This is a genomic window from Streptococcus sp. Z556, from assembly GCF_053010225.1.
Window position 1 is genome coordinate 39,407 of record NZ_JBRKNU010000005.1, and the last position, 22,223, is coordinate 61,629.

At 42.8% G+C, this 22,223-nt stretch carries 23 protein-coding genes; 1 reads left to right on the forward strand and 22 read right to left on the reverse strand.

The window, feature by feature from the left end; all coding sequences use genetic code 11:
* Positions 1-268 precede the first annotated feature (268 nt).
* The 10 genes from grpE to ACVC7S_RS06810 form a co-directional block, all read right to left on the reverse strand.
* Positions 269-784, reverse strand: coding sequence for a nucleotide exchange factor GrpE (gene grpE / locus ACVC7S_RS06765; RefSeq protein ID WP_447266620.1), 516 nt, complete (start codon positions 782-784; stop codon positions 269-271).
* A gap of 26 nt (positions 785-810) precedes the next feature.
* Positions 811-1,845, reverse strand: coding sequence for a heat-inducible transcriptional repressor HrcA (hrcA, locus tag ACVC7S_RS06770; protein ID WP_447266621.1), 1,035 nt, complete (start codon positions 1,843-1,845; stop codon positions 811-813).
* Positions 1,846-2,006: 161 nt separating this feature from the next.
* Positions 2,007-2,522 carry a DUF2812 domain-containing protein gene (locus ACVC7S_RS06775; protein WP_447266622.1) on the reverse strand — a complete coding sequence of 172 codons (516 nt, stop codon included), beginning with the start codon at positions 2,520-2,522 and terminating at the stop codon, positions 2,007-2,009.
* A 34-nt stretch (positions 2,523-2,556) separates the two neighbouring features.
* Positions 2,557-3,132, reverse strand: coding sequence for a DUF2812 domain-containing protein (locus ACVC7S_RS06780; RefSeq protein WP_447266707.1), 576 nt, complete (start codon positions 3,130-3,132; stop codon positions 2,557-2,559).
* Complete coding sequence (locus tag ACVC7S_RS06785; protein WP_000423976.1) at positions 3,132-3,452, reverse strand: PadR family transcriptional regulator; 321 nt, start codon at positions 3,450-3,452, stop codon at positions 3,132-3,134. Before ACVC7S_RS06785 ends, ACVC7S_RS06780 begins: the two co-directional genes overlap by 1 nt.
* Positions 3,453-3,563: 111 nt before the next feature.
* Entirely contained in the window at positions 3,564-4,910 is a 1,347-nt protein-coding gene (gene glnA, locus ACVC7S_RS06790) for a type I glutamate--ammonia ligase (RefSeq protein WP_042902032.1), read from the reverse strand.
* Between the two features lie 36 nt (positions 4,911-4,946).
* Complete coding sequence (glnR, locus tag ACVC7S_RS06795) at positions 4,947-5,303, reverse strand: transcriptional repressor GlnR (RefSeq protein ID WP_000659541.1); 357 nt, start codon at positions 5,301-5,303, stop codon at positions 4,947-4,949.
* A gap of 76 nt (positions 5,304-5,379) precedes the next feature.
* Positions 5,380-5,907 (reverse strand): FUSC family protein, encoded by a 528-nt coding sequence (locus ACVC7S_RS06800; protein WP_447266623.1) that lies wholly within the window; start codon positions 5,905-5,907, stop codon positions 5,380-5,382.
* A gap of 137 nt (positions 5,908-6,044) precedes the next feature.
* On the reverse strand, positions 6,045-7,244 hold the full coding sequence (locus ACVC7S_RS06805) for a phosphoglycerate kinase (RefSeq protein WP_001096770.1): 1,200 nt from the start codon (positions 7,242-7,244) through the stop codon (positions 6,045-6,047).
* Positions 7,245-7,493: 249 nt separating this feature from the next.
* The gene (locus ACVC7S_RS06810) at positions 7,494-12,485 is read right to left on the reverse strand and encodes an endo-beta-N-acetylglucosaminidase (RefSeq protein WP_447266624.1); all 4,992 of its coding nucleotides are present in this window, start codon (positions 12,483-12,485) and stop codon (positions 7,494-7,496) included.
* A gap of 307 nt (positions 12,486-12,792) precedes the next feature.
* Between ACVC7S_RS06810 and ACVC7S_RS06815 the strand changes: the two genes are divergently transcribed.
* Positions 12,793-14,424 (forward strand): Na/Pi cotransporter family protein, encoded by a 1,632-nt coding sequence (locus ACVC7S_RS06815; RefSeq protein ID WP_447266625.1) that lies wholly within the window; start codon positions 12,793-12,795, stop codon positions 14,422-14,424.
* 97 nt (positions 14,425-14,521) lie between these two features.
* Here ACVC7S_RS06815 and ACVC7S_RS06820 read toward each other — a convergent pair whose 3' ends face one another.
* The 12 genes from ACVC7S_RS06820 to ACVC7S_RS06875 form a co-directional block, all read right to left on the reverse strand.
* Complete coding sequence (locus ACVC7S_RS06820; protein ID WP_447266626.1) at positions 14,522-14,818, reverse strand: bacteriocin immunity protein; 297 nt, start codon at positions 14,816-14,818, stop codon at positions 14,522-14,524.
* A gap of 21 nt (positions 14,819-14,839) precedes the next feature.
* Positions 14,840-15,904, reverse strand: coding sequence for a glutamyl aminopeptidase (pepA, locus tag ACVC7S_RS06825; protein ID WP_447266627.1), 1,065 nt, complete (start codon positions 15,902-15,904; stop codon positions 14,840-14,842).
* Positions 15,905-16,021: 117 nt separating this feature from the next.
* Positions 16,022-16,258, reverse strand: coding sequence for a membrane protein insertion efficiency factor YidD (gene yidD / locus ACVC7S_RS06830; RefSeq protein ID WP_447266628.1), 237 nt, complete (start codon positions 16,256-16,258; stop codon positions 16,022-16,024).
* Positions 16,258-16,980 carry a pseudouridine synthase gene (locus ACVC7S_RS06835; protein WP_001222230.1) on the reverse strand — a complete coding sequence of 241 codons (723 nt, stop codon included), beginning with the start codon at positions 16,978-16,980 and terminating at the stop codon, positions 16,258-16,260. Before ACVC7S_RS06835 ends, yidD begins: the two co-directional genes overlap by 1 nt.
* Positions 16,967-17,536, reverse strand: a complete 570-nt coding sequence (gene scpB / locus ACVC7S_RS06840; protein WP_000105289.1) for an SMC-Scp complex subunit ScpB — start codon at positions 17,534-17,536, stop codon at positions 16,967-16,969. The genes ACVC7S_RS06835 and scpB overlap by 14 nt, the downstream gene beginning before the upstream one ends.
* A 24-nt stretch (positions 17,537-17,560) precedes the next feature.
* Positions 17,561-18,283, reverse strand: coding sequence for a segregation/condensation protein A (locus ACVC7S_RS06845; protein ID WP_096406065.1), 723 nt, complete (start codon positions 18,281-18,283; stop codon positions 17,561-17,563).
* On the reverse strand, positions 18,283-19,017 hold the full coding sequence (gene xerD / locus ACVC7S_RS06850; protein WP_447266629.1) for a site-specific tyrosine recombinase XerD: 735 nt from the start codon (positions 19,015-19,017) through the stop codon (positions 18,283-18,285). Before xerD ends, ACVC7S_RS06845 begins: the two co-directional genes overlap by 1 nt.
* Positions 19,014-19,475, reverse strand: a complete 462-nt coding sequence (gene cbpB, locus ACVC7S_RS06855; protein ID WP_447266630.1) for a cyclic-di-AMP-binding protein CbpB — start codon at positions 19,473-19,475, stop codon at positions 19,014-19,016. The genes xerD and cbpB overlap by 4 nt, the downstream gene beginning before the upstream one ends.
* Positions 19,472-19,993 carry a metallophosphoesterase gene (locus ACVC7S_RS06860; RefSeq protein WP_001118958.1) on the reverse strand — a complete coding sequence of 174 codons (522 nt, stop codon included), beginning with the start codon at positions 19,991-19,993 and terminating at the stop codon, positions 19,472-19,474. The genes cbpB and ACVC7S_RS06860 overlap by 4 nt, the downstream gene beginning before the upstream one ends.
* On the reverse strand, positions 19,969-20,979 hold the full coding sequence (locus tag ACVC7S_RS06865; RefSeq protein ID WP_447266631.1) for a nucleoside-triphosphate diphosphatase: 1,011 nt from the start codon (positions 20,977-20,979) through the stop codon (positions 19,969-19,971). The genes ACVC7S_RS06860 and ACVC7S_RS06865 overlap by 25 nt, the downstream gene beginning before the upstream one ends.
* Positions 20,937-21,731, reverse strand: a complete 795-nt coding sequence (gene racE, locus ACVC7S_RS06870) for a glutamate racemase (protein WP_084877437.1) — start codon at positions 21,729-21,731, stop codon at positions 20,937-20,939. Before racE ends, ACVC7S_RS06865 begins: the two co-directional genes overlap by 43 nt.
* 205 nt (positions 21,732-21,936) lie before the next feature.
* Positions 21,937-22,182: a YneF family protein gene (locus ACVC7S_RS06875; protein ID WP_000364980.1), complete on the reverse strand. Its 246-nt coding sequence runs from the start codon at positions 22,180-22,182 to the stop codon at positions 21,937-21,939.
* Positions 22,183-22,223: the final 41 nt, after the last annotated feature.

Below are 22,223 nucleotides of genomic sequence, written 5' to 3' on the forward strand. Positions count from 1 at the left end.
TTCATAGTTTATCGTCATTTCGGACAAGTTTTCTATTATGTTACGACACGAGGAGTCGAAATCGATATTATTTCGACGACGAGTTAGTAAGGAGGCTAGGCAAACGCCATAGCGATTGCCGTTTTCTGACGAGTTGCTTTAGCTACCGTCAGAATTGCCTAATCAAACACGCCCTAAGCTCTGGGTAAAAAAGATAGATTTTCTTGTGTTCATCGAACACTTCGTCAATCTCCTATTTTTACTGTGAGCTTTTTACGGGTTTTGTATCTTAGTTATAAACCACCACCATGGCAGGGCGTAAGATACGATCATGGAGTTTGTAGCCTTTTTGGAAGACTTGTGCTATAGTGTCTGCCAGGTGTTCATCGTCTGCTGGGAGAGTTTGGATGGCCATGTGATAGTTATGGTCAAATTCGCCGTCAGCTGCGATTTCTTCAATTCCTTCGTCTTTCAAAGCGTGAATCAAGCTCTCTTGCACCATCTCCAATCCTTTTTTGACGTCGTCTGTCAAACCTTCAACTGCTAGTGCACGTTCTAAGTTGTCGAGCGATGGTAAGATTGCTTTTGCCAGGTCCTGGCTACGATAACGTTGCAAGTTTTGACGTTCTTCATTGGCACGGCGTTGAATATTTTGCATTTCTGCATGAGCGCGAAGGTATTTGTTTTCAAACTCATCCGCACGTTCATTTGCCAAGTCCAACTCAGACTTCTCAGGAGTTGTTTCTTCAGTAGTTTCCACAACTTCCTCTTCTTTCATTTCTTCGTTTTTTTTATCTTGGGCCATTTTCGCCTCCTTTAATGATTTCAATCTTAATGTACTTCGTAATGATTACTGCTGAGATAGCGGTAAAAATCTGTCAACTTCATGGTCAAAACACGATTGACAACATTGACTTGATTGACCAATTGCTGGTAGTCCAGATTGACCGGACCGATAATTGCTAGAATTCCAAAACCCCGATAAGGAATGAGGAATTTACTGCTAATCACTGCTAGATCAGCTAAACAGGATTCTTGACTGTCCGCAACACGGACATTTTGCATCTGATCTTCATGTAGACCCTCACGAATCTCCAGAGCCACCTTTTGTGGTTGGTCAAAGAACTGATAGGCTGCTAGATTGGCAAAGTTCAAGAGATTGACTTTGCCCGATACCACAATGTTTTCATTGAACATTTCTTTAAAAATGTGTTCAAAGAGATCCATGACATTGTCCGTTGTCGTAAAGTAACGCTGGATAATCTGCGGAATCTCTGTCCGAATCTTGTAGTGAATATCTAGAACGGTGTGACCGAGGAAACGTTCTTGAATCAAGGTCTTGAGGCGATTTAAATCTTCCTGCAAGAAGTTCCTTGGAATCAGAAATTGACTGGTAACCGTTCGGGACTCGTCTAGGGTAAATACTGCCAAGGCTGTATGTTGTCCCAAAACAACGATATCAAAGGCTGTCAACCGTTGTCTACTCGGCTCAACATCCAGTGCTATTACCGTACAGCCGCTCAGGTCTGTTAGTAGATTGGCGGCCTCTTGCAGAATATCCTCCAGTTTGAAGAATTCCTGATCAAAGGCTTTGACAATCTCATAAACCTCATTTTCAGCCAGTCGATCAAAAGCCAAGGAGTGTTTTACATAGTACTGAAAACCAGCCACACTAGGCATCCGACCACTTGAAGTATGAGCTTTCTCAAGCAATCCTTGTTTTTCTAGAGCTGCCATATCATTACGAATGGTAGCACTACTAGAATTAATAGACTCTTGTAGCGCTTTGGATCCAACAGGTTCGTGCGTTTTGGTAAAGATGTCAATAATCAGATTTAAAATATTCTGCTGACGTTCCGTAACCATCTCGTCACTCCTCTCTGATAGATCTTTTTAGCACTCGTAACCTTCAAGTGCTAACTTATGATTCTATTATACACCCTTAGAAGAGAATGTCAAGACAAAAACTCAAAAAATTAGCACTCTTTTATCAAGAGTGCTAAAAATCAGTCTAAAGACCTAGAACCCTACCTTCCATCTACTTGGTATTTCCTTTTAAGTCTGAAAAAACCATAGATTAGATAAGAAATCATGAGACCGTAAATACCGAAAATAAGGAAGAAAGATGAAGAGAGATTTTCTCTATATAAAATCAAACAAACAACAAGCCCACCCAAAAGGGTAGCCATAGAGGAACGGAGTCTAGAAATTACCATTTCCCATCTAAGACCATGATTCCTATAGAATACTTGATCCTCCGGAAGTAAATCAGAAGCCGGTTTCCGAAAAATAGAAGACGGACAAACCTCTACAAGCTTCCAACCTCTATCTTTCAAATTTTCTAGCTGATGATAATATTTCTTAAAAAACTGTTTACCACATACAAGGTAAATCACATCATCTGGCTCACTTTCTTCAAAATAGAAAATCCACCATCTACTCGTTTTATATCTCCAACCTTTTAAGTGCATCTCATGTAAATATTCTTCTTCCTTGTCCAAATCAACTATTGTAAAAATCCGAAATTGTACTTCACTATTCATTGTCTTACCTCCAGATTAGAAAACAGGTATTGCTTCATTTATCAGATAATTCTTTCCATTTTTGAAACAATCTCCAAAAAATATAAGAAATCTGAATCGCAAAAATAATTAATAAAACACAATCTATTATGAAAATCAAAAACAATTCCCAACTGAAAGAACTAGCTCCACTGACAAACTTTGAGAAAACCGGTAGTAGAGCTAAAAAGAGAAGCAAAATAGGAAGCATCCGCCTCGTTAAAATCCGTTTGACCACAGCTAACTTCCCGATCGCGTCATTATAAATTTCAAACTCAGCATCCGACTCAATTCCAGAATGAAGCTTTCTAAAGTAGGAAAACCCATTAAAGTCTGTAATATGCTCCCATCCACAGTCTTTAAACAGTTGCAAATAGGAGGCTCTCTCTGATTTTTTCATTGGATAAAAGTCTAACTGATAAGACACCTGCTCCGGTTGGCACTTTTCAAAGGTATACTTAACTGCAAACAACAAGATAGAGTAGGTTACTTCCTTGAGTTTCCAGCCCTTGGCATGCATTTTTCTAAGATATAAAGCCTCTCTATCATAATCCGCAATGGTAGCAATTCTATAAATAACCTTCTTTCCCATCATCCTTCCTCCCGACTGTTTCTGTAGAGCCGCTCAATACGTTTCAATTCAATATCTAAGACTTTGCGTCCCAAATCTGTTATCTGATAAATTTTCCGTTTTTCCTCTTCTCGGACAAAGAAAATCAAGCCATCCTTTTCCATCTTTGACAAGGTCCCATACATAGTTCCAGGACTAATCGAAACTTGCGAATCTGTCATCTCCTTGACCTTTTGTGTGATACCATATCCATGGTTCTCCTTCTGTAAACAAAACAAGATATAAAAACCCGTTTCAGTCATGGGAAGGTAAACACGCCTAATCTTATCTGTTAATTCCATTTAACCACACCTCCTATTTAATTCGATACATCGCGCTTCGTTATATAAACTATATCACAGCTCGATATAAAATGCAAAAAAAGATCACCCTCAGGCAATCTTTCTTCTATATTAGTAAAGATCAAGATAATTATCAACTTCCCATTGTGAAACAAAGGTTGCATAGCTAGCCCACTCGATACGCTTAGCTTCAAGGAAGCTCGTATAGATGTGTTCACCTAGGGCCGCCTTAACCACTTCATCCTCAGTCAAAGCTTTCAAGGCATTATGAAGAGTTGATGGAAGATCAGTGATTCCAGCTTCCTTACGCTCTTCTGCTGTCATGATGTAGATATTTTCTTCGATAGGAGCTGGTGCTTCGATTTTGTTTTCAATACCATGCAAACCAACTTCCAAAAGAACAGCCATAGCGATGTATGGGTTTGCCATTGGGTCTACTGAGCGCAACTCAAGACGAGTTCCCATACCACGTGAAGCCGGTACACGAACTAGTGGCGAGCGGTTACGACCAGCCCAAGCAATGTAAACTGGCGCTTCATAACCAGGAACCAAACGTTTGTAGGAGTTAACCGTTGGGTTCATGATGGCAGTATAGTTATAAGCATGCTTGATCAAACCACCAAGGAAATGGTAGGCTGTTTCAGACAACTGCATTCCCTTTGGATCGTTTGGATCAAAGAAGGCGTTATTCCCATTCTCATCAAACAAGGACATATTACAGTGCATACCTGATCCAGCAATACCAAATTTGGGTTTCGCCATAAAGGTTGCGTAAAGACCATGTTTGCGAGCGATGGTTTTTACTACAAGCTTAAAGATTTGAATCTTATCACAAGCACGGAGGACTTCATCATACTTGAAGTCAATTTCATGTTGACCAACCGCAACCTCGTGGTGACTTGCTTCTACTTCAAATCCCATTTTAGTCAAGACATTCACAATCTCACGACGCGTATTGTCCGCAAGGTCAGTAGGCGCCAAATCAAAATAGCCACCCTTGTCATTCACTTCAAGTGTCGGATCCCCATTTTCATCCAACTTAAATAGGAAGAATTCTGGCTCTGGTCCAAGGTTGAAAGATTTGAATCCCACTTCCTCCATGTGACGAAGAGCACGTTTGAGGTTGCCACGAGGATCACCTGCAAATGGTTCACCTTCTGTTGTATAAACATCACAAATCAAACCTGCAACACTTCCGTTTTCATCTCCCCAAGGAAAGACTGTCCACGTATCCAAGTCTGGGTACAAGTACATATCCGATTCGTTGATACGTACAAAACCTTCAATAGAAGATCCATCAAACATGGCTTTGTTTGACAAGACCTTGTCTAACTGTTCATCTGTAGCAGGAATTTCGACGTTTTTCATGGTTCCCAGAATATCTGAAAACATGAGACGGATAAAGGTAACATTTTTTTCCTTGACTTCACGACGAATATCTGCAGCTGTGATTGGCATGGGTTTTCTCCTTAATATATGACTACTTGCGATTGCCTAACCGCGACCAAAAGGTGACTGCGCTGAAGCAAAGCGTCCCTGCTGGAGGAGCTCATTATGAAGCGCACGACGTACTTCCGTTGGGCTCACTGCTTTCTTGGATTTCGCCTCACGTTCAGCATATTTCTTCTTAATGGCAGCGATATTGAAACCTTCAGAGATATAATCTTTGATCTCAAGCAATCGATCCATGTCATTCAAAGAATACATACGACGGTTCCCTTCGTTTCGATCAGGCTTTATCAACTCTTGATCTTCATAATAACGAATCTGACGCGCCGATAGATCGGTCAACTTCATCACACTACCGATAGGAAAAACAGCCATATTTCGACGAAATTCTTTTTCCTTCATTTACAATTTCCTTCTTTCTGTCTATTATAGTCTAAAAAAATCCATACGTCAATTAATAATGTCACAAAATATAACATTATTTTCTTTTTTTCTCTAAAAGATTTCTGAAACGATCAATATCATAATTTACGAGTATTGCTACAAAAACACCCATAAAAGTTTCAAATACACGAGCAAAAACGTACAAAATCGTCTCCCCGCTCGGTATCGATAGGGTAATAATCAACATTGCCGAAACTCCGCCGATAACTCCCGCCTTATTATTTATGGCGACATTTGTCATAATGGTTAACATGGTGCAGATTGGAACGATCAGCAAGGTCACCCAAAAGGCTTCTTGAAATAGAGTGTTTAAAAGGAAGAAAACAAGGGCGTAGAAACCTCCGATACTGTTTCCTAGAATGCGTGATGTCCCAAAATGAACACTCTTGTCAAAGCTTTCTCTCAAACTAAAGACTGCCGTCAAAGCCCCAATTTGAAGTCCCCTCCAACCAAAAAATCCAAAAATCAAGAGAACTAAAAAAACAGCAATTCCGGTTTTAAAGGTTCGTAGACCAAGCTTGAACTGTGACTTATCAAATTTATATTTTTTAAAATAACCCATAATCTCAACTTTCTATTTCCATTTTATCATAAATTAGTTGATTTTATGAGCCAAAATCAATAGGAAACGTTTTTAATTCAAACAACAAGAAAAAGAGGAAACTAAGTTCCTCTTTTCATCGTTTCGTTTACGAAAGCTTATTTTTCTGTAAGTGCTGCCAAACCTGGCAATACTTTACCTTCAAGAAGCTCCATTGAAGCTCCACCACCAGTAGAGATCCATGAGAACTTGTCTGCGCGACCAAGGTTGATCGCTGCAGCAGCTGAGTCACCACCACCGATGATTGATTTCACACCTGGTTGTTTCACGATAGCGTCCATGACACCGATTGTACCAGCTTGGAAGTCTGGGTTTTCAAATACACCCATAGGTCCGTTCCAGACAACTGTTTTCGCACCAGTCAAAGCTTCATCAAACTTAGCGATAGATTTTGGACCGATATCCAAACCAAGGAAACCTGGATCAACTGCTTCACCTTCAGTGTCTTTCACTTCAGTGTAGTCAGCAAATGCGTTTGCTTCTTTTGAGTCAACTGGCAAGATCAATTTGCCGTTTGCTTTTTCAAGAAGAGCTTTCGCAACATCCAATTTGTCTTCTTCTACAAGTGAGTTACCGATTTCGATACCTTGTGCTTTGTAGAATGTGTAAGTCATCCCACCACCGATAAGAACTTTATCAGCTTTTTCAAGCAAGTTTTCGATAACACCGATCTTGTCTGAAACTTTTGAACCACCAAGGATAGCCACGAATGGACGTTCTGGAGCTTCAACTGCTTCTTGGATGTAGGCAATTTCGTTTTCAAGAAGGAAACCAGCAACTGCTTTTTCAACGTTTGCTGAGATACCAACGTTAGATGCGTGTGCACGGTGAGCTGTACCGAATGCATCGTTTACGAAGATGCCATCTCCAAGTGATGCCCAGTATTTACCAAGTTCAGGATCGTTTTTAGATTCTTTCTTGCCGTCAACATCTTCGAAACGAGTGTTTTCAACCAAGAGAACTTGTCCATCTTCAAGAGCGTTAACAGCGGCTTCCAATTCAGCACCACGTGTAACACCTGGGATAAATTTAACTTCTTGTCCCAATTTAGCAGCCAAGTCAGCAGCTACAGGAGCAAGTGATTTACCTTCTTTGTCTGCCTCTTCTTTTACACGTCCAAGGTGAGAGAAGAGGATTGCACGTCCACCTTGTTCAAGGATGTACTTGATAGTTGGAAGAGCTGCAGTGATACGGTTGTCATTGGTAATCACGCCATCTTTAACAGGTACGTTGAAGTCAACACGAACGAGAACTTTTTTCCCTTTCAAGTCAACGTCTTTAACAGTTAATTTTGCCATTTGATATGACTCCTTCTTTTTTTATACGTGTTAATTATATCACAAAATCAGCAAAAGAGATAGAAAAACCCTAAACTTTTCTTGTTCTTTCTTGCGACTGAAATTAGGATTTTTTAAAATCAAATCTAGAAAAACCTTATCAAATAACTAATCAATGCGAGATAAAATAATCAAAACAAGGCCTGACCGACTTGCAGTCAAACCTTGTTTTTTTATTTTTATGAGAAAATCCAAGATTCGTAAATCCGATTAGTCTTCTCTCCTCTTTCCAGCAAGCAAGCCGTAGCCACTCATTACTCCGAGAAGACCCAGCGCTACTAGACTGGCATCTCTTGTCGCTCCCGTATTTGGCAGCTCTTTACTTACTTCTTCAACTTTTACTGGTGTAGCTAAAAGCGCTTGATCTCTTGTTTGTGAGTCTAGCTCTTCTTTTGTTCCAACTTCTGTGATTTCTGGGACAGCTTCCTTGAGAATTTCAGTTGAAAGAAGGGTGCGTTTGCCTTGGGCATCCACCTCTACAAAGTGACGAATTTGACCTTCTTCTCCTTTTTGGACAAGTTGACGTTGACCTTTCAGAAGGCTTGCATTTGGTTGCTCTTGACGTTCGAAGGCTACTGTATCCTCTTCAATTTCTAGTTTCGGAGTTGCTAGAACTAAATCTTTCACACCTTCAGCTGGTTGGTTACTTGACAGAACTTTTGTTCCAACTTCGGTAATTTCTGGGATAGCTTCCTTGAGAACTTCAGTTGAACGAAGGGTGCGTTTGCCTTGGGCATCCACCTCTACAAAGTGACGATTTTGACCTTCTTCTCCTTTTTGGACAAGTTGACGTTGACCTTTCAGAAGGCTTGCATTTGGTCGTTCTTGACGTTCGAAGGAAACTGTTCTCTCTTCAACTTCCAGTTTCGGAGTTTCTAGAACTAAATCTTTCACACCTTCAGCTGGTTGGTTACTTGACAGAACCTTTGTACCAACTTCAGTGATTTCTGGGATTGCTTCCTTGACTACCTCAGTCGAACGTAGAGTGCGTTTGCCTTGGATATCTACTTCTACAAAGTGACGATTTTGACCTTCAACTCCAGCTTGCACAACACGGCGTTGTCCTTTGAGAAGCTCGGCGTTTGGTCGCTCCTGACGTTCAAAGGCTGTTGTTTCAGTTTCAATAACTAGTTCAGGGAGGGCTTCAACTGTTGGAGCTACTTCACTTGGATCCATGCTTCCAACATGATGGTTTTCTTCTGCAGGTGCTAGTTTCTTATTCAACTTTTCTTTCATGTCGGCAAAAGCTTGTGGAGTTGGTGTTTGTGAAGACAACAAAGCTTCAGCTTGGGCAATCAACTCATCTTGAGAATCTTTTGCACGGACGGATTCGAGCAAGCCTTCCAATTCTTCTCTAGCAGTTTGATAACGTTGATTTCCATCCAAGTCCGCTCCAGCTTGTTTCAATTCATTCAAGGCTTTGTTAACGTCTTCTTGACTGGCATCATGGTTTTCTGCAACAGCTTTCGCTGCATTAAGTTTCTCTACTAGTACAGCTTGTTTGTCCTCACTTGAGAAGGTATAGGCAAGGGTTGACTGGCGACCTTGGGCAGCAGTGATTTCTTGTTTGAGGTACTCATCGTTGACAGCTACTTTTGGAGAAACCAAGACATCAAACTCAGCAGTGTGTCCCTTATAATGCAAGGTCAAGGTTTGACGACCAGTCTTTTGAGCATCGTAACCTGTAATTTCAACACCTTGATCCGTAAAGGCATGACTTTCTTCTGTCTCATCATCATAGAGAACACCGAAGCGACCTTCAGAGAGATCCAGTTGATCCCCTACTAGATAGTCTGTTTTTGGTTTCTTAGTAATATACAAGCCCGCTACTTCTTTTGGTTTTCCTTCATCCTGTCCTGTCACTTGGACTTTCAGATCACCTGACACTGGTAAACCAAGGTATTGAAGTGTTAGGTTTTGTTCCCCTTTTTGATGAGCATCGTATCCAGATACCGTCACACCTGAGTGAGTAAGGTTAATCAGCTCGTCGGCTTGTTCCCCTTCGTATTGAACACGGAGTGTTCCGCCTCTGAGGTCCAGTTTTTCTCCTTCTTTATAAACTGTCTTCTTAGGTCCTTTTTCAAGGCTAACAGATTTAATTTTTCTTTCATCCTGTGGAATCGCTACAGCCAAGGTGTTACTGATTTCTTTGCCAGGTAGTTGGGTACGATAATAGAGGAGATGTGGTTGCTTGTCAAAGGCCAATGGTGCAGTTGCTAGGTCGCCACCAGTTTCAGTCTTCAAGGTTGCAATTGGTGTTTGTGAATCTGCCTTGTCGTAAACGGTGATGGTTGCGCCTGCCGGAACATCAGAGAAGCCTAGTTGAACTTGGTGGTTTCCAAGTGAACGAGCAGCTACCTTAGCCATTGGAATATTTTGACTTTCTGTATCCAAGGTTTCGTACATCTTCCAGTTGTAGATACGAATGGCTTTCCAAGGTGTTCCGTTATCAGATGTAATGACATGCAAACGCCAGTCTTGGGCGGTTATTGATTTATCAAGAGTGATATCCGTAACGTGCGCTTTATTGCCACGGACTTCCTTAGCTAGTTTCCACTCGCCATCTGTATCCTTGTAGTAAAGATCAAAATCCTTAGTGTTCATCAGACCATCGTTAACAGACTCACCACCAGCTCCCGCATGATCCATGACCCATCTAACAACGGTACGTGGCTTGGTCAAGCGAATATCCACACTACCGCTCAACTGAGCTGAAGACCACTTGTCTGACAGGCTAGTAATGGTACCGTTCAACATACCTTCGATACCTTCGCCGCCTTCAGTATTCGGGAAAGTGCTACCAATAACCGTTGCCCCTGGAACAATATTTTCAGCCAAAGGTCTTGGGAGAGTCGTATCCTGAACTGTCATCCCCCAGTTAAAGGATGCCATCGCAGCTTCGGAACGGAGGCCATTTTTACCAACCGCAACGACTTTCAATTCCTGAGTCGTACCAGTCGTATTAGCAGAGCGGCTAACTTTTGGCAAGTAGATAGTGGAAGCAGATGATCCTGTCAATAAGCGCCAGTTATCCCCATCTTTTTCGTAGACTTCATAGAAATCTGCATCTTGGTTACCCGTAAATTGAACAACTGCTTCAGCTTCTTGAGCATTCTTAAGAGATTGCTTCACCACAGAGAGACCTGTAGGTGCTTGTGGCGCTTGGTGATTGTCCGTGATAGTTAATTGTCCTAGGTTGAACTGATAATCTTTTACAGCACCTTCATGTTCGAAGAAGAGTTTAACTGCATAGATGGTTTTACCTGCTAGTGAGCTAAGGTCAAATTCTTCATTCTTCCAGTCATTAGAGAGAGTCAGTTCTTTCCATGCCTCTGCATCCTCAAATTTGTAGTCTGGAGTCGTAGAGAAGGCCATATAAACTTTCGAGCCTTTTCCTCCCTTGTGGGCAACCCGAAGTTTGGTTTTCTCCGTTACTTCTAGTTTAGTAGAATACAAATTCACATCTTGGTCCGTCTTACCAGCTACATCACCTGAGAATTTAAGGGAGTTTCCGCCATTGTAGGCATCTGTAAAGTCATATTCTGCACGGAGTTTTTCACCTGTTGAAGTCTGCCACCAGCGCCACGTTGGCAAGACTCCTGAAACAGAACGGTAGTTCCATTCAGAATCCTTAGAAACTTTGCCATCTACAAACCACTTTCTACCATGACCTGTATTAAAAGAGGTAGTGAAGGTGCGTCCTACTGCTGGAGTGCGGTCCGCAACTAAATTGGCAATTCCATACCACTCTTTATCACCTGGTTTTTGAGCTGTTGGATCTCCTTGGTAACCTGTAAAGAAGATGTCCTCGTTCTTGTGGTAGTCTTCGCCTGTTTTTCCTAGACTGGTAATCGTATCTGGCGCAAAGAGTCCAAGTGATAAACGCAACTTGCCATTTTCATCTAAGAGAGCATCCCAGTTGACCTTGGTCTTATATGAACCACCTTGTTGCAATTCTAAGCCTGCAAAGACATCATACTGACTACGTTCTAGCCATTTTGCCATCTCTACAGAGTGGTCATTTTTTTCCTTGTTCCAGTTGAAGTTAGCAAAGAATTGATCTGCAGGGACCTTGTCACCTTCCTTTTGCATGAATTGGTAGTTGTAATCACCTAGACCATCTTCATGGTAACGACCGTATTTGTAGGTCATGGCATCGTACCAAGCATACTTGATTGGGTGGTTGACTTTGGCTGCGTATTCTTTGGTATAGAGCATGAATTGGCGCATTTTTTCACCAAGAGGTGCTACCAATTCCCCCGTTGTTTCTTGGTTGATGAAGTAGCCATCAAAGCCATAGTATTTAGCGAGATCAACAAGTTTACGTGCAATCGGGAAGGTGCCATCCTCATCTTGCTTCAAAGCCTCAGCAAACTTCTCTTGGTCGGCAATGCTGTTTGACCAGTTGAAGAAGAGGGTTCCATAAACAGGCACACCGTTACGGTGCCCGGCATCAATGACATCTGGAGTAGGGACTAGGCCTTCCCAGAAGACCATTGAATCCAAGTATTGCCAGTAATCGAAGGCGTAGGCCTTGAATTCTTCTCCACCAACAGAAGCGTGGTCTTTAGCCTTTGAGTTGGTATTTGCTAGCGCCTGAACTTTAGCTCTTCTGCTTGCTTTTTCGTTAACCAACTGACCTCTATGGCGCTTGGCGAGTTCAATTGAGGAACGATTGATGGGATCATCCTCACGCGCACCCGGTTCCCATTTCAACAAATCATCCCATGTATCAAATTTGATTTCTTTTGGTCGGAGACTCTTCTCTTCATTTTTAGGAACGTCTGCTAGACTTGGTTTGTCGGCTTTATTGTCAACCACTTGAGGAGCTTCCTCAGGCTTGACTCCTTCTTTGTCAGTTGCTGGGGCTAGCTCCTCAACTTTTTCTGTCGGAGCTGGCTTTGCCTCTTCTTTTTCATTGAGCAAATCAGCTATTGCTGGAGTGTTTTCTGAAATTGGTTGCTCAGCTACTTTGTTTTCAGTTTCCTCTAATTGCTTTTCGATGGCTGCGGTTTCTGGATTAGTCATTTCACTGGCACTTGTCGCTTGAGTGCTCGTACTAGCAGCTGTTTCAGGGGCAGCGACCTGTTCGGCAAGAGCTGGGCTCGCAAATAGAGCTGAACCAATCATCAAGGAACAAGCCCCGATTGACAGCTTACGAATACTGTAACGGCAACGTTTTTCAAAAAATAGATCTTTCATCTTATCCTCCTAATAAAATAAAAAGCAACTGTTCATAGTGGACACCACCCGAACAGGATCATTTTCATTTTATCTTATATGAAAGCGATGTCAATCTGTTTGACACAAAAACTATAACTAGGATAATAATCAGTAAAATTTGGACACAATCCTATCATTCGACTCTCTTACAGTAAATTTATCCTCTATTTTTAAAGAAAGTTACCTTTTTCTTATGAAAATTTCCATTAAACACTTGTTAGATTTCCTATTATCCTTTAAAATAGAATAGGAGAAATTCCGCGATTATTTTTCGGAGGAAAAAGAAATGTCCATTAATTGGCAGGAAATTTTATTTCACTTTTTAGGTGGTCTGGGACTATTTTTATATAGTATCAAGACCATGGGAGACGGTTTGCAACAAGCTGCTGGAGATCGCCTTCGTTTTTACATTGACAAATATACCAGCAATCCCTTCTTCGGTGTGCTGGTTGGTATCGGTATGACGGCGCTGATTCAATCAAGTTCTGGTGTTACTGTCATTACAGTGGGACTTGTCAGTGCAGGACTTTTGACCTTGCGTCAGGCTATCGGTATTGTCATGGGTGCCAATATTGGAACCACCGTTACATCCTTTATCATCGGTTTTAAGCTAGGAGATTACGCCTTACCTATGCTCTTTATCGGAGCGGTTTGTCTCTTCTTCACCAAGAATCGTTCCATCAATAACATCGGACGGATTATCTTTGGTGTTGGTGGTATCTTCTTCGCCCTCAATCTTATGAGCGGTGCAATGGAACCCCTAAAAGACCTTCAAGTCTTTAGAGACTACATGGTTGAACTAAGTAAGAGTCCTATTCTAGGTGTCTTTGTCGGAACTGGATTGACCCTACTCATTCAGGCTTCATCCGCCACTATCGGTATCTTACAGAATCTGTACGCAAGTGGTTTGATTGACCTACAAGGTGCCCTACCGGTCTTGTTTGGTGATAATATCGGAACGACCATTACAGCCATCATTGCTTCTCTTGGAGCCAATATCGCTGCCAAACGTGTTGCCGGTGCCCATGTCGCCTTTAACGTAATTGGTACGGTTATCTGTATTGTCTTCCTTGTACCTTTCACGGGCTTGATTCAATGGTTTGAATCGGCGCTCAATCTAGCTCCAGAAATGACCATTGCCTTTGCCCACGGGACCTTTAATATTACAAATACCATTATCCAGTTCCCATTCATCGGCGCCTTAGCTTACCTTGTAACCAAGCTCATTCCTGGTGAAGATGAAGTTGTTAAATACGAGGCTCTCTACTTGGACGAACAACTCATCAAACAGGCTCCTTCTATCGCTCTAGGAAATGCCAAAAAAGAACTGCTTCACTTGGGGAACTATGCTGCAAAAGCTTTTGACCTTTCCTACGACTACATCGTCAATCTAGATGAAAAACTAGCGGAGAAAGGCCACAAGACTGAAGAAGCAATTAACACAATTGACGAAAAACTCACTCGTTACCTGATTAGCCTTTCAAGCGAATCATTGAGTCAAAAGGAAAGTGAAATCCTAACCAACATCCTCGACTCGTCTCGTGATTTGGAACGGATTGGAGACCACGCAGAAGGGTTAATCAACCTAACAGACTATCTCCAACGCAAGAATGTTCAGTTTTCTGATGCTGCTTTAGAGGAATTAGCTGAGATTTATCAAGCAACAACTGCATTTATCAAGGATGCCCTCGATAGTGTGGAAAATAACGATATTGAAAAAGCTCAAAGTCTGATTGAACGCCATAAAGAAATCAACAATATGGAACGCATTCTCAGAAAGACCCATATCAAACGCCTTAACAAGGGTGAATGTTCTACACAAGCTGGAGTCAACTTTATCGACATCATTTCCCACTACACTCGTGTGTCTGACCATGCTATGAACCTAGCTGAAAAGGTCATTGCTGAACAAATTTAATTGGTAAGAAGCCACCTTAATTTAGGTGGTTTTTTTCGTCTCTTAATCAAGAAAATTTTTTCTAACGTAAAAAAAAATGCTTTGATTCACAATGGAATCAAAGCATTTTAAATAGCTCTCCAAACATAATAGCAGAAACCGCGGTTCCTCTGTACTTGGCTTCTTCTCTTTTGATAAAACGAGCCAAGTTTATCAATTCAGGTGCTGGGTGTTTGGGATTGGTGAGCAATTCACGGGTGACCAGTCCTGAGAGACGGACTGCTAGTAACTGCTCATTTGTAGTAGGCAGCTTCTTAGCAGTCTCTAGGAGAGCAGCAACTAAATCTTCACTCAAGCCCTGACGGGCATGATTGTAGAGGTCTTTTATAAGGCTTTCTAGATTTGCTTCTTCCATCCCGATCAACCTCCCTTATGTTTAATAATTTTTAATCAAATCAACCGTTGAACGATCCAATTTTTTCACCAAGGCTTGCAAGAAAGCTTGGGCTTCTAGGAAGTCATCCATAGCGTAGAGGGTTTGGTGAGAGTGGATATAACGTGCACAGACACCGATAGTTGTAGATGGGACACCACCATTTTTCAGATGAGCTGCTCCAGCGTCCGTTCCGCCTTTTCCACAGTAGTATTGGTACTTGATGCCAGCTTCTTCAGCCGTTGTCAAAAGGAAATCCTTCATACCTGGGAGAAGCAAGTGACCTGGATCGTAGAAGCGAATCAAGGTGCCATCCCCAATCTTGCCTTGGCCACCGTAGACATCACCAGCAGGTGAACAGTCAACTGCTAGGAAGACTTCTGGGTCAAACTTAGTTGTAGAAGTATGAGCCCCACGAAGACCAACTTCTTCTTGGACGTTAGAGCCAAGATAGAGTTCATTTCCGAGTTTTTGACCTGACAAGGCTTGAGCTAACTCGCTCACCATGAGAACACCGTAGCGATTGTCCCAAGCTTTGGAGATGATATTTTTTTCATTGGCTGTTAGGATGGCACTACTATCTGGAACGATAGTGTCTCCAGGACGGACTCCAAAACTTTCTGCTTCAGCCTTGTCCGCAAAACCGCCATCAAAAATGATATCCGAAATAGCTGGCATGGTTGGTCCACCTGTTCCACGTGTCAAATGTGGCGGAACAGAACCTGAAATCACAGGAATTTCACGACCGTCACGAGTAAAGAGTTTGAAACGTTGGCTGCTGACTACCATAGGGTTCCAGCCACCGATTTCAACGACACGGAAGGTACCATCTGGCTTAATCTCGCTGACCATAAAACCAACTTCGTCCATGTGAGAAGCGACCAAAACACGGGGCGCATCCGCAGCTTCTGAATGTTTAATTCCGAAAATACCACCCAAGCCATCTGTCACTACTTCATCCACGTGCGGGGTCAACTTTTCACGAAGATAGGTACGGACAGGCGCTTCATGACCTGAGATCGCAGCAAGCTCGGTCACTTCTTTGATTTTTGAAAATAATGTTGTCATATCAGTTCCTTCTTTCTGTCCTCCATTTTACCACTTTTTAGAGAAGAAGGGTAGTGGGAATCATCATTCCAACTTGAAACTGCTTATAAATAAAACGAATCACCATTGTAATTCGTTTTATTTATGATTTCGTTTGAGTGAAAAGTGATCTGGGACGGGATCCTTGCCTATTTTCGACCAGGGATGACAACGCAAAATCCGAGTCAAGCCCATCAGAACACCCTTGAAGCCATGTTTTTCAATAGCTTGAATCATGTAGTTGGAACAAGTAGGTTCAAAGCGACATGAGGGCGGAAAGGCTGGCGAGATAAAACGTTGGTAAAAGCGTACTGGCGCTATTAAGATTCGTTTCATTATTTCTTGGTTACCGCCATGGTGTGTAATTGGCTGATTTCTTTTTTGTTAAGGCGACGAGATTCTCCCGGACGGAGACCTGTCAAATCTAAGTGCCCAAAACGTGTCCGAGACAACTTATCCACTTGGAGGCCGACAGCTTCAAACATCTTTTTAACCTGGTGGTTACGCCCTTCATGGATAGTCAACTGTACCACAGAGCGATTTTTAACTGGATCCACTTTGAGAATTTCATAAACAGCTGGCTTGGTTTTCTTGCCATCAATCTCAAGACCACGAGTCAAGGGGCGGAGATTTTCCTTATTGGCTACGCCTTTAACACGCGCAACGTAGACCTTGTCAATCTCATTACGTGGGTGAATCATCTCGTCTGTAAAGTCCCCATCATTGGTCAAAATCAAGACACCTGATGTATCCCAGTCCAAACGTCCCACAGGGTAGATGCGCTCTTTGACATTGGGCAAGAGGTCAACAACCGTCTTGCGGCCCTTGTCATCTGTCACACTGGAAATCACACCGCGCGGTTTATTGAGAAGATAGTAGACCTTTTCTTCGTTGTAGATTGGTTGACCTTCCACTTCGACCTTGTCGCCTGACTTAATAGTCGTTGCGAGTTCACGCACCACTTGGCCATTGACCGTCACCAAGCCTTGCTTGATCAGCTCTTCTGCTTTTCTCCTACTGGCCACACCTGCGTGGGCAATATATTTATTGATTCTCATCTTCTTCTATCCTTTCACCAAATAATTGGCTTTCTTGGGCTTGAATCTCAAGCTCATCAATCACTGGCAATTCTTCTAAATGGTTTATCCCCATGTAATCTAGGAAATAATCCGTTGTTACATAGAGGTTTGGTCGCCCAAGAACTTCTTTTTTCCCATCTTCTCTTATCAATTCAAAAGCCTGCAACTTTGCCAAGGCCCCACTCGAGTTGACTCCACGGATAGCATCGATTTCTATCCGCGTAATCGGCTGCTTGTAGGCAATGATGGACAAGGTCTCAAGGGCTGCCCGAGATAAACTCTGATTGATGGGCGCCTTGGAGTATTCCTTCAAAATCGCTGCAAATTGAGGCTTGGTCACCAATCTGTAAGCGCCCCCTGTCTCGATCAGGGACAAGCTCGACTCTTGGTCTTTTTCATACTTTTGGGCTAATTTTTCTAAACTCTGCTGGATGCCTGTCGGGGGAAGTGAGAGGAGTTCAGCCAACTGACGGACTCGAATCCCATCTTCACCTGCTACAAACAAGAGCGCTTCTATTTCTGCTAAAGTACTCATCTTTCCTCTCTATCAAGTCTAGCTTTATGCCTCTTGACTTTCTTCCTTCTTTTCCATGAGATAGATATCTCCGAAACTCTCCTCTTGCACGAGGATCAGCTCCTGGGTTTTGATTAACTCTAGGGTTGCCAAAAAGAGGGTAATGACCTCTTGGACATTCTGGGCTTCCTTGAACAAATCCTGCAAACGCAACTGGTCTCGTCCAGTCAAGGACTCTTTTACAATGCCCATCATGTCCTCAATCTTATACTCATCCCGCAAGATGGTCGTGTGATTCTGAGCGAACTCCTCTTTTTTCTTGGCTAGGATATTTGAAAAAGCCAAAAAGAGGTCAATGGTCGTCCTATCATGCACAAGCTCCGCATCTTCGTAGATCAACTCTGTCGGCGCTTTGGAATAGTACTGGGCCCGATTTTGGTGCTTGGCCTCCAAGTGCTCACCCAGGAGCTTGAATTTGCGGTATTCTTCGATTTGAGAGAGAAGATCCTGCTCCAGGTCATCCTCCGAATCAGCCACTTCTGCTACCTTTGGCAGGAGCTTGCGGCTCTTGATCAGCATGAGCTGACTAGCCATGACCATGTACTCACCCGTCACTTCCAGACGCATGGCCTGCAGGGTTGAGACATAGGCTAGATACTGTTCGATGACTTCCGTAATGGGCACATCGTAAATATCCATCTGATACTTGGAAACCAGGTGCAAGAGCAAGTCCAGGGGCCCTTCAAAATCTTTTAATTTAATATCCATTATCTATATTTCTCTAAGGTCAGGACTGTTTTTAATCCTAGTTTTTTTGCAATTTCGTACAAATCGACCTTGTTTTCTATTTGTCTTAGAATGAACTGTTCCCGCAAGGCTTGGGCTGATAAGGCTGGGAAACCTTTCTCCTTGACAAAGGACTCCAGCTGACGAAAGGCCCACTGACGAGAATAGGCTTTCCCTCCCCTTTCAAAGAGATAGGTCTGCCCCATCAAGGGTTCTAGCTCTGGAATCAAGGTCGTGGGTATGGTGACAATCCTCTGTTGGGAAGCCTTGTTAATTCGCAACACCTGAAAATCCAGATTGATATCTGCAACCTTAAGGGCTAAAATCTCGCTTGGCAAGAGTCCCATTTCTAGGATTAAGAGCGCCAGCAAGCGCCCCTCTGGATAATCACTTTCCTGCCAAAAAGAGTCTAAGTCTAGAATCTCTGGCTTTTCGGTCTTCTTTTCAGCTTGTTTGGCTAATTCCAGACGGTAAAAACTGTCCACTTCACCTTTTTGATAGAGAAAGTAGAGAAATTGGTTGCAGGCCGAAAGTTTTCGCTTCTGGGCGCTGATTTTTAGATTGGCTAGCTGGCCTTGGTAAATCTTAAGACTGGTCTCAGAGATCCGCTCCCCTACCATATCTAAAAATTGCTCCAGATCATATCTATAGGATTGTTTGGAATTGGCAGACAAACCCTGCTTTCCCTCTAAAAAGTCTGAAATTCTATCTCTCATTTGCATCGAATCTCATATTCCTTACTAAAGTCATGCAAGAGGGCATTGACGGCCTTGAGGATGGACTTGCGCGTGATAATTCCTTGAAAAATCCCTTCATCATCTACGACTGGCAAGAAGGGTTCATCCACCAGTTTATGGAGGACCTCTGTGATGTTATAGTCTGGAGCGACGACTGCCACATCTGTCTTGGTCATATTGACGATATCTGTCGTTGCCATCTGTTCATCCGTCAAACCTTGCTCCATTTGATATGCTAAAATATCTCTCAGGCCAATGGTTCCGACAAAGCGTTTGTCAAAGGTCACAACAGGGATACGGGTATAGGTGATTTGACTCAATACCAAAATCGCATGTTCGGCGTTATGGGTATCAATCAAAGCTGCTAGATTGTCAGCAGGGGTGAGAAAGGTTCCTTCCTGCTCCAGTAAAAATGCTTCAAATTCCTTAGCAATCATCGAGCGAACTCCTTGGACAAGCCTGGATAAATCTCATGATCACGTGTCAAAAAGTCTACTTTGAAATAGCTGTCATCAATCTCCACACGGGCATAGAGACATTCTCTGATAGTCCCTCGTGGTTGACTGATGGAGCCTGGATTTAAAAAGAGTGTTTTGCCTTCCATCCAAGCGTTTGGCACATGCAAGTGACCATAGAGACAAATATCGGCATCTTCTTCCTGAGCCCAGTAGTCCAACTTTTGAAAGTTGAAATTGATATCAAACAAGTGTCCGTGAGTCTGGATGATCTTGGTTGGACCAAGTTGAGTCACCAAACGTTCTGGGTAGCCAGCATAAAAGTCCATGTTGCCTTTGACGACATGGATACCCTCCCAGAGCGGAGAATCGGGACGGAGTTCAGAGTCACCATCGTGAAAAATGGCATCGACTTTCCCCAGATAGCGATTACGAATTTCTTCCACAATCAAGCTATCGCCATGGGAATCACTCATTACAATGATGGTTTGCTTTGCCATGATGGAAATACCTCCAAAAGTTTCTTGACGGCTAAGGCACGGTGGGATTGGCTATTTTTTTCTTCCAGGGTTAATTCAGCTGCTGACTTGCCTGTCTCTCCCACAAGGAAGAGGGGATCATAACCAAAGCCATTCTCACCCTTGGGTTCAAAGTTAATGTAACCCGGCCAGTCAGCTTCAACAACCAAGCTTTCCTTGTTTGGACTGGCTACAACTAGGGTCGTATGGAACTGAGCCGAACGGTCCTTGAGATCAAAGACCATGGCCAATTCGTGCAAGAGCTTGGCATTATTTTCACGATCAGTCGCTCCCACACCTGCAAAACGAGCTGACCAGACTCCTGGCAAACCACCGAGAACATCGACTTTGAGACCTGAGTCATCTGCCAAAACCATCTTACCTGTTAATTGGGAAATGGTTTCTGCCTTAAGTCGAGCATTTTCTTCAAAAGTCATGCCTGTTTCTGCTACTTCAGGTAGGTCTGGATAATCATTAAGATTTTCCACATCATAGCCTAACTTATCAAAGATAGCTCGGAACTCCTTGGTCTTGCCCTCGTTACGAGTAGCAATCAACAAGGTTTCTCTAACCTTACTAGTTTCAAAGAAGTCTTGAACATCGACTCCTTCTTTAGGTAGTTCGACATGCAAAAGCTGCCCATTTTCAACCAAGAGCAGGGCTCCCTGACGTTGGATGACTTCCAAGTTACGTCCTGCTTCCGCATTTAAAATCTCAACGATAAAGGAGAGCAGACGGTAGTTAGAAGACCAGCGCATCACCGTTATCGTAATTGGAAAGCCATTTTCCTCATCACGAAAAATCCGCGCCAAATCCATAAAATCACGCTCAAGCGGATCTTTGATGAGACTGTAGATGCCTCCATAGACGTCCCAGACACCGACATACCAGTCCTGGTCGTCCTTGTATTCATAAATTTTATTTGTCATAATGTTACATGCTCCACATGAATCTCTTTTTCCAGCCATTCTGCTCCAATTTGAGCAAAACTTTGGCTGCTGGCTGTTGTGTAAAATCGGTGCTGAAGCGGGTTAGCATCTCGGCTACGATTGATTTCAAAATAGTTAAGCAAAACCGAGATATCCCGTACACACTCTGCTCCACTATCGATGAGTTTTACATCTGGTCCCATGACATTTTGGATGATAGGGCGAAGGAGCGGATAATGAGTACACCCCAAAATCAAGCTATCCACCTTGCCGACCAAGGGACGCAGGGTTTCATAAACCACTTTCTTGGTTACACTAGTCGAAAGTGCACCTGACTCTACCAGAGGAGCAAATTTGGGACAGGCCAAACTTTCCACCTGTAAGTCTGGATCCAAATCATGGATTTTCTGACGGTAGATATCTGATTGGACCGTCATGGGGGTTCCAATTACTCCGATTTTCCCACCTTGACTGGACTTGATGGCTGCCGAAGCTCCCGGCAAAATCACACCTAGGACAGGAATATCTAGTTGGGCCTTGATTTCTTCCCAGACGACCGCAGTCGCAGTGTTACAAGCAATGACAATCATTTTGACATCCTTGGTCAAGAGAAAGTTGACCAACTGCCAAGTATATTCACGGATTTGCTCAGCAGGACGGGGACCATAGGGCGCCCGTGCCGAATCTCCAATATAGACGATTTCTTCATGGGGAAGCTGGCGCATGAGCTCACGAACAACAGTCAAGCCCCCGACACCTGAATCCAAAAAACCAATTGGTCGATTATCCATACAGTCTTCTTTCTAGTCTTTTTTCTGATTGATAGTTCATTATGATTCCTTGTCCTAAATGAACGGATAGACGGGTTGATAGAATGGCAACTGCCTCTCTTTTAATCATAATCAAATATCAATAGAATGCAAGGAAAAAGTCTTATCCTTGAGAACTATTGAACATAGTGAGAAGTCTGGAACTTTCATCCCAGACTTTTCCTATTTATTTCTTTTTATTGTTAGCAAGAGCTGCTTTTTGTTGGCGGATAATTTGGTGGTAAACTTGTTGTACCTTGGCTTCGCTTGGTTTTTGACCATTTGCACTCAAAAGAGCACGAACTGCCTCAGCGTTCAAGCGTGGGTTGTCCGCAAATTCTTTTTCGATTTGCTTACGAACCAAGTACATCCCTCCAAGAGCTCCTCCTAGAAAAGCTAGCACAATCAAGATAATTGCTAAAAGTAAATCCATTCTTTTTCTCCTGTTTCTTTTTGGGTCTTCTATATTATACC

Excerpts from the sequence above, each read along its gene's own strand:
- ACVC7S_RS06820 (WP_447266626.1), bottom strand. The coding sequence starts at position 14,818 with ATGGAAGAAGCAAATCTAGAAAGCCTTATAAAAGACCTCTACAATCAT.
- ACVC7S_RS06835 (WP_001222230.1), bottom strand. The coding sequence starts at position 16,980 with ATGAGAATCAATAAATATATTGCCCACGCAGGTGTGGCCAGTAGGAGA.
- ACVC7S_RS06810 (WP_447266624.1), bottom strand. The coding sequence starts at position 12,485 with ATGAAAGATCTATTTTTTGAAAAACGTTGCCGTTACAGTATTCGTAAG.
- grpE (WP_447266620.1), bottom strand. The coding sequence starts at position 784 with ATGGCCCAAGATAAAAAAAACGAAGAAATGAAAGAAGAGGAAGTTGTG.
- ACVC7S_RS06800 (WP_447266623.1), bottom strand. The coding sequence starts at position 5,907 with ATGGGTTATTTTAAAAAATATAAATTTGATAAGTCACAGTTCAAGCTT.
- ACVC7S_RS06860 (WP_001118958.1), bottom strand. The coding sequence starts at position 19,993 with ATGGCAAAGCAAACCATCATTGTAATGAGTGATTCCCATGGCGATAGC.
- ACVC7S_RS06865 (WP_447266631.1), bottom strand. The coding sequence starts at position 20,979 with ATGGCTGGAAAAAGAGATTCATGTGGAGCATGTAACATTATGACAAAT.
- xerD (WP_447266629.1), bottom strand. The coding sequence starts at position 19,017 with ATGAGAGATAGAATTTCAGACTTTTTAGAGGGAAAGCAGGGTTTGTCT.
- ACVC7S_RS06805 (WP_001096770.1), bottom strand. The coding sequence starts at position 7,244 with ATGGCAAAATTAACTGTTAAAGACGTTGACTTGAAAGGGAAAAAAGTT.
- yidD (WP_447266628.1), bottom strand. The coding sequence starts at position 16,258 with ATGAAACGAATCTTAATAGCGCCAGTACGCTTTTACCAACGTTTTATC.
- ACVC7S_RS06785 (WP_000423976.1), bottom strand. The coding sequence starts at position 3,452 with ATGGAATTAACAGATAAGATTAGGCGTGTTTACCTTCCCATGACTGAA.
- ACVC7S_RS06780 (WP_447266707.1), bottom strand. The coding sequence starts at position 3,132 with ATGGGAAAGAAGGTTATTTATAGAATTGCTACCATTGCGGATTATGAT.
- scpB (WP_000105289.1), bottom strand. The coding sequence starts at position 17,536 with ATGAGTACTTTAGCAGAAATAGAAGCGCTCTTGTTTGTAGCAGGTGAA.
- ACVC7S_RS06775 (WP_447266622.1), bottom strand. The coding sequence starts at position 2,522 with ATGAATAGTGAAGTACAATTTCGGATTTTTACAATAGTTGATTTGGAC.
- glnA (WP_042902032.1), bottom strand. The coding sequence starts at position 4,910 with ATGCCAATCACAGCTGCAGATATTCGTCGTGAAGTCAAGGAAAAAAAT.
- hrcA (WP_447266621.1), bottom strand. The coding sequence starts at position 1,845 with ATGGTTACGGAACGTCAGCAGAATATTTTAAATCTGATTATTGACATC.
- ACVC7S_RS06875 (WP_000364980.1), bottom strand. The coding sequence starts at position 22,182 with ATGGATTTACTTTTAGCAATTATCTTGATTGTGCTAGCTTTTCTAGGA.
- ACVC7S_RS06845 (WP_096406065.1), bottom strand. The coding sequence starts at position 18,283 with ATGGATATTAAATTAAAAGATTTTGAAGGGCCCCTGGACTTGCTCTTG.
- pepA (WP_447266627.1), bottom strand. The coding sequence starts at position 15,904 with ATGACAACATTATTTTCAAAAATCAAAGAAGTGACCGAGCTTGCTGCG.
- racE (WP_084877437.1), bottom strand. The coding sequence starts at position 21,731 with ATGGATAATCGACCAATTGGTTTTTTGGATTCAGGTGTCGGGGGCTTG.
- glnR (WP_000659541.1), bottom strand. The coding sequence starts at position 5,303 with ATGAAGGAAAAAGAATTTCGTCGAAATATGGCTGTTTTTCCTATCGGT.
- ACVC7S_RS06815 (WP_447266625.1), top strand. The coding sequence starts at position 12,793 with ATGTCCATTAATTGGCAGGAAATTTTATTTCACTTTTTAGGTGGTCTG.
- cbpB (WP_447266630.1), bottom strand. The coding sequence starts at position 19,475 with ATGATTGCTAAGGAATTTGAAGCATTTTTACTGGAGCAGGAAGGAACC.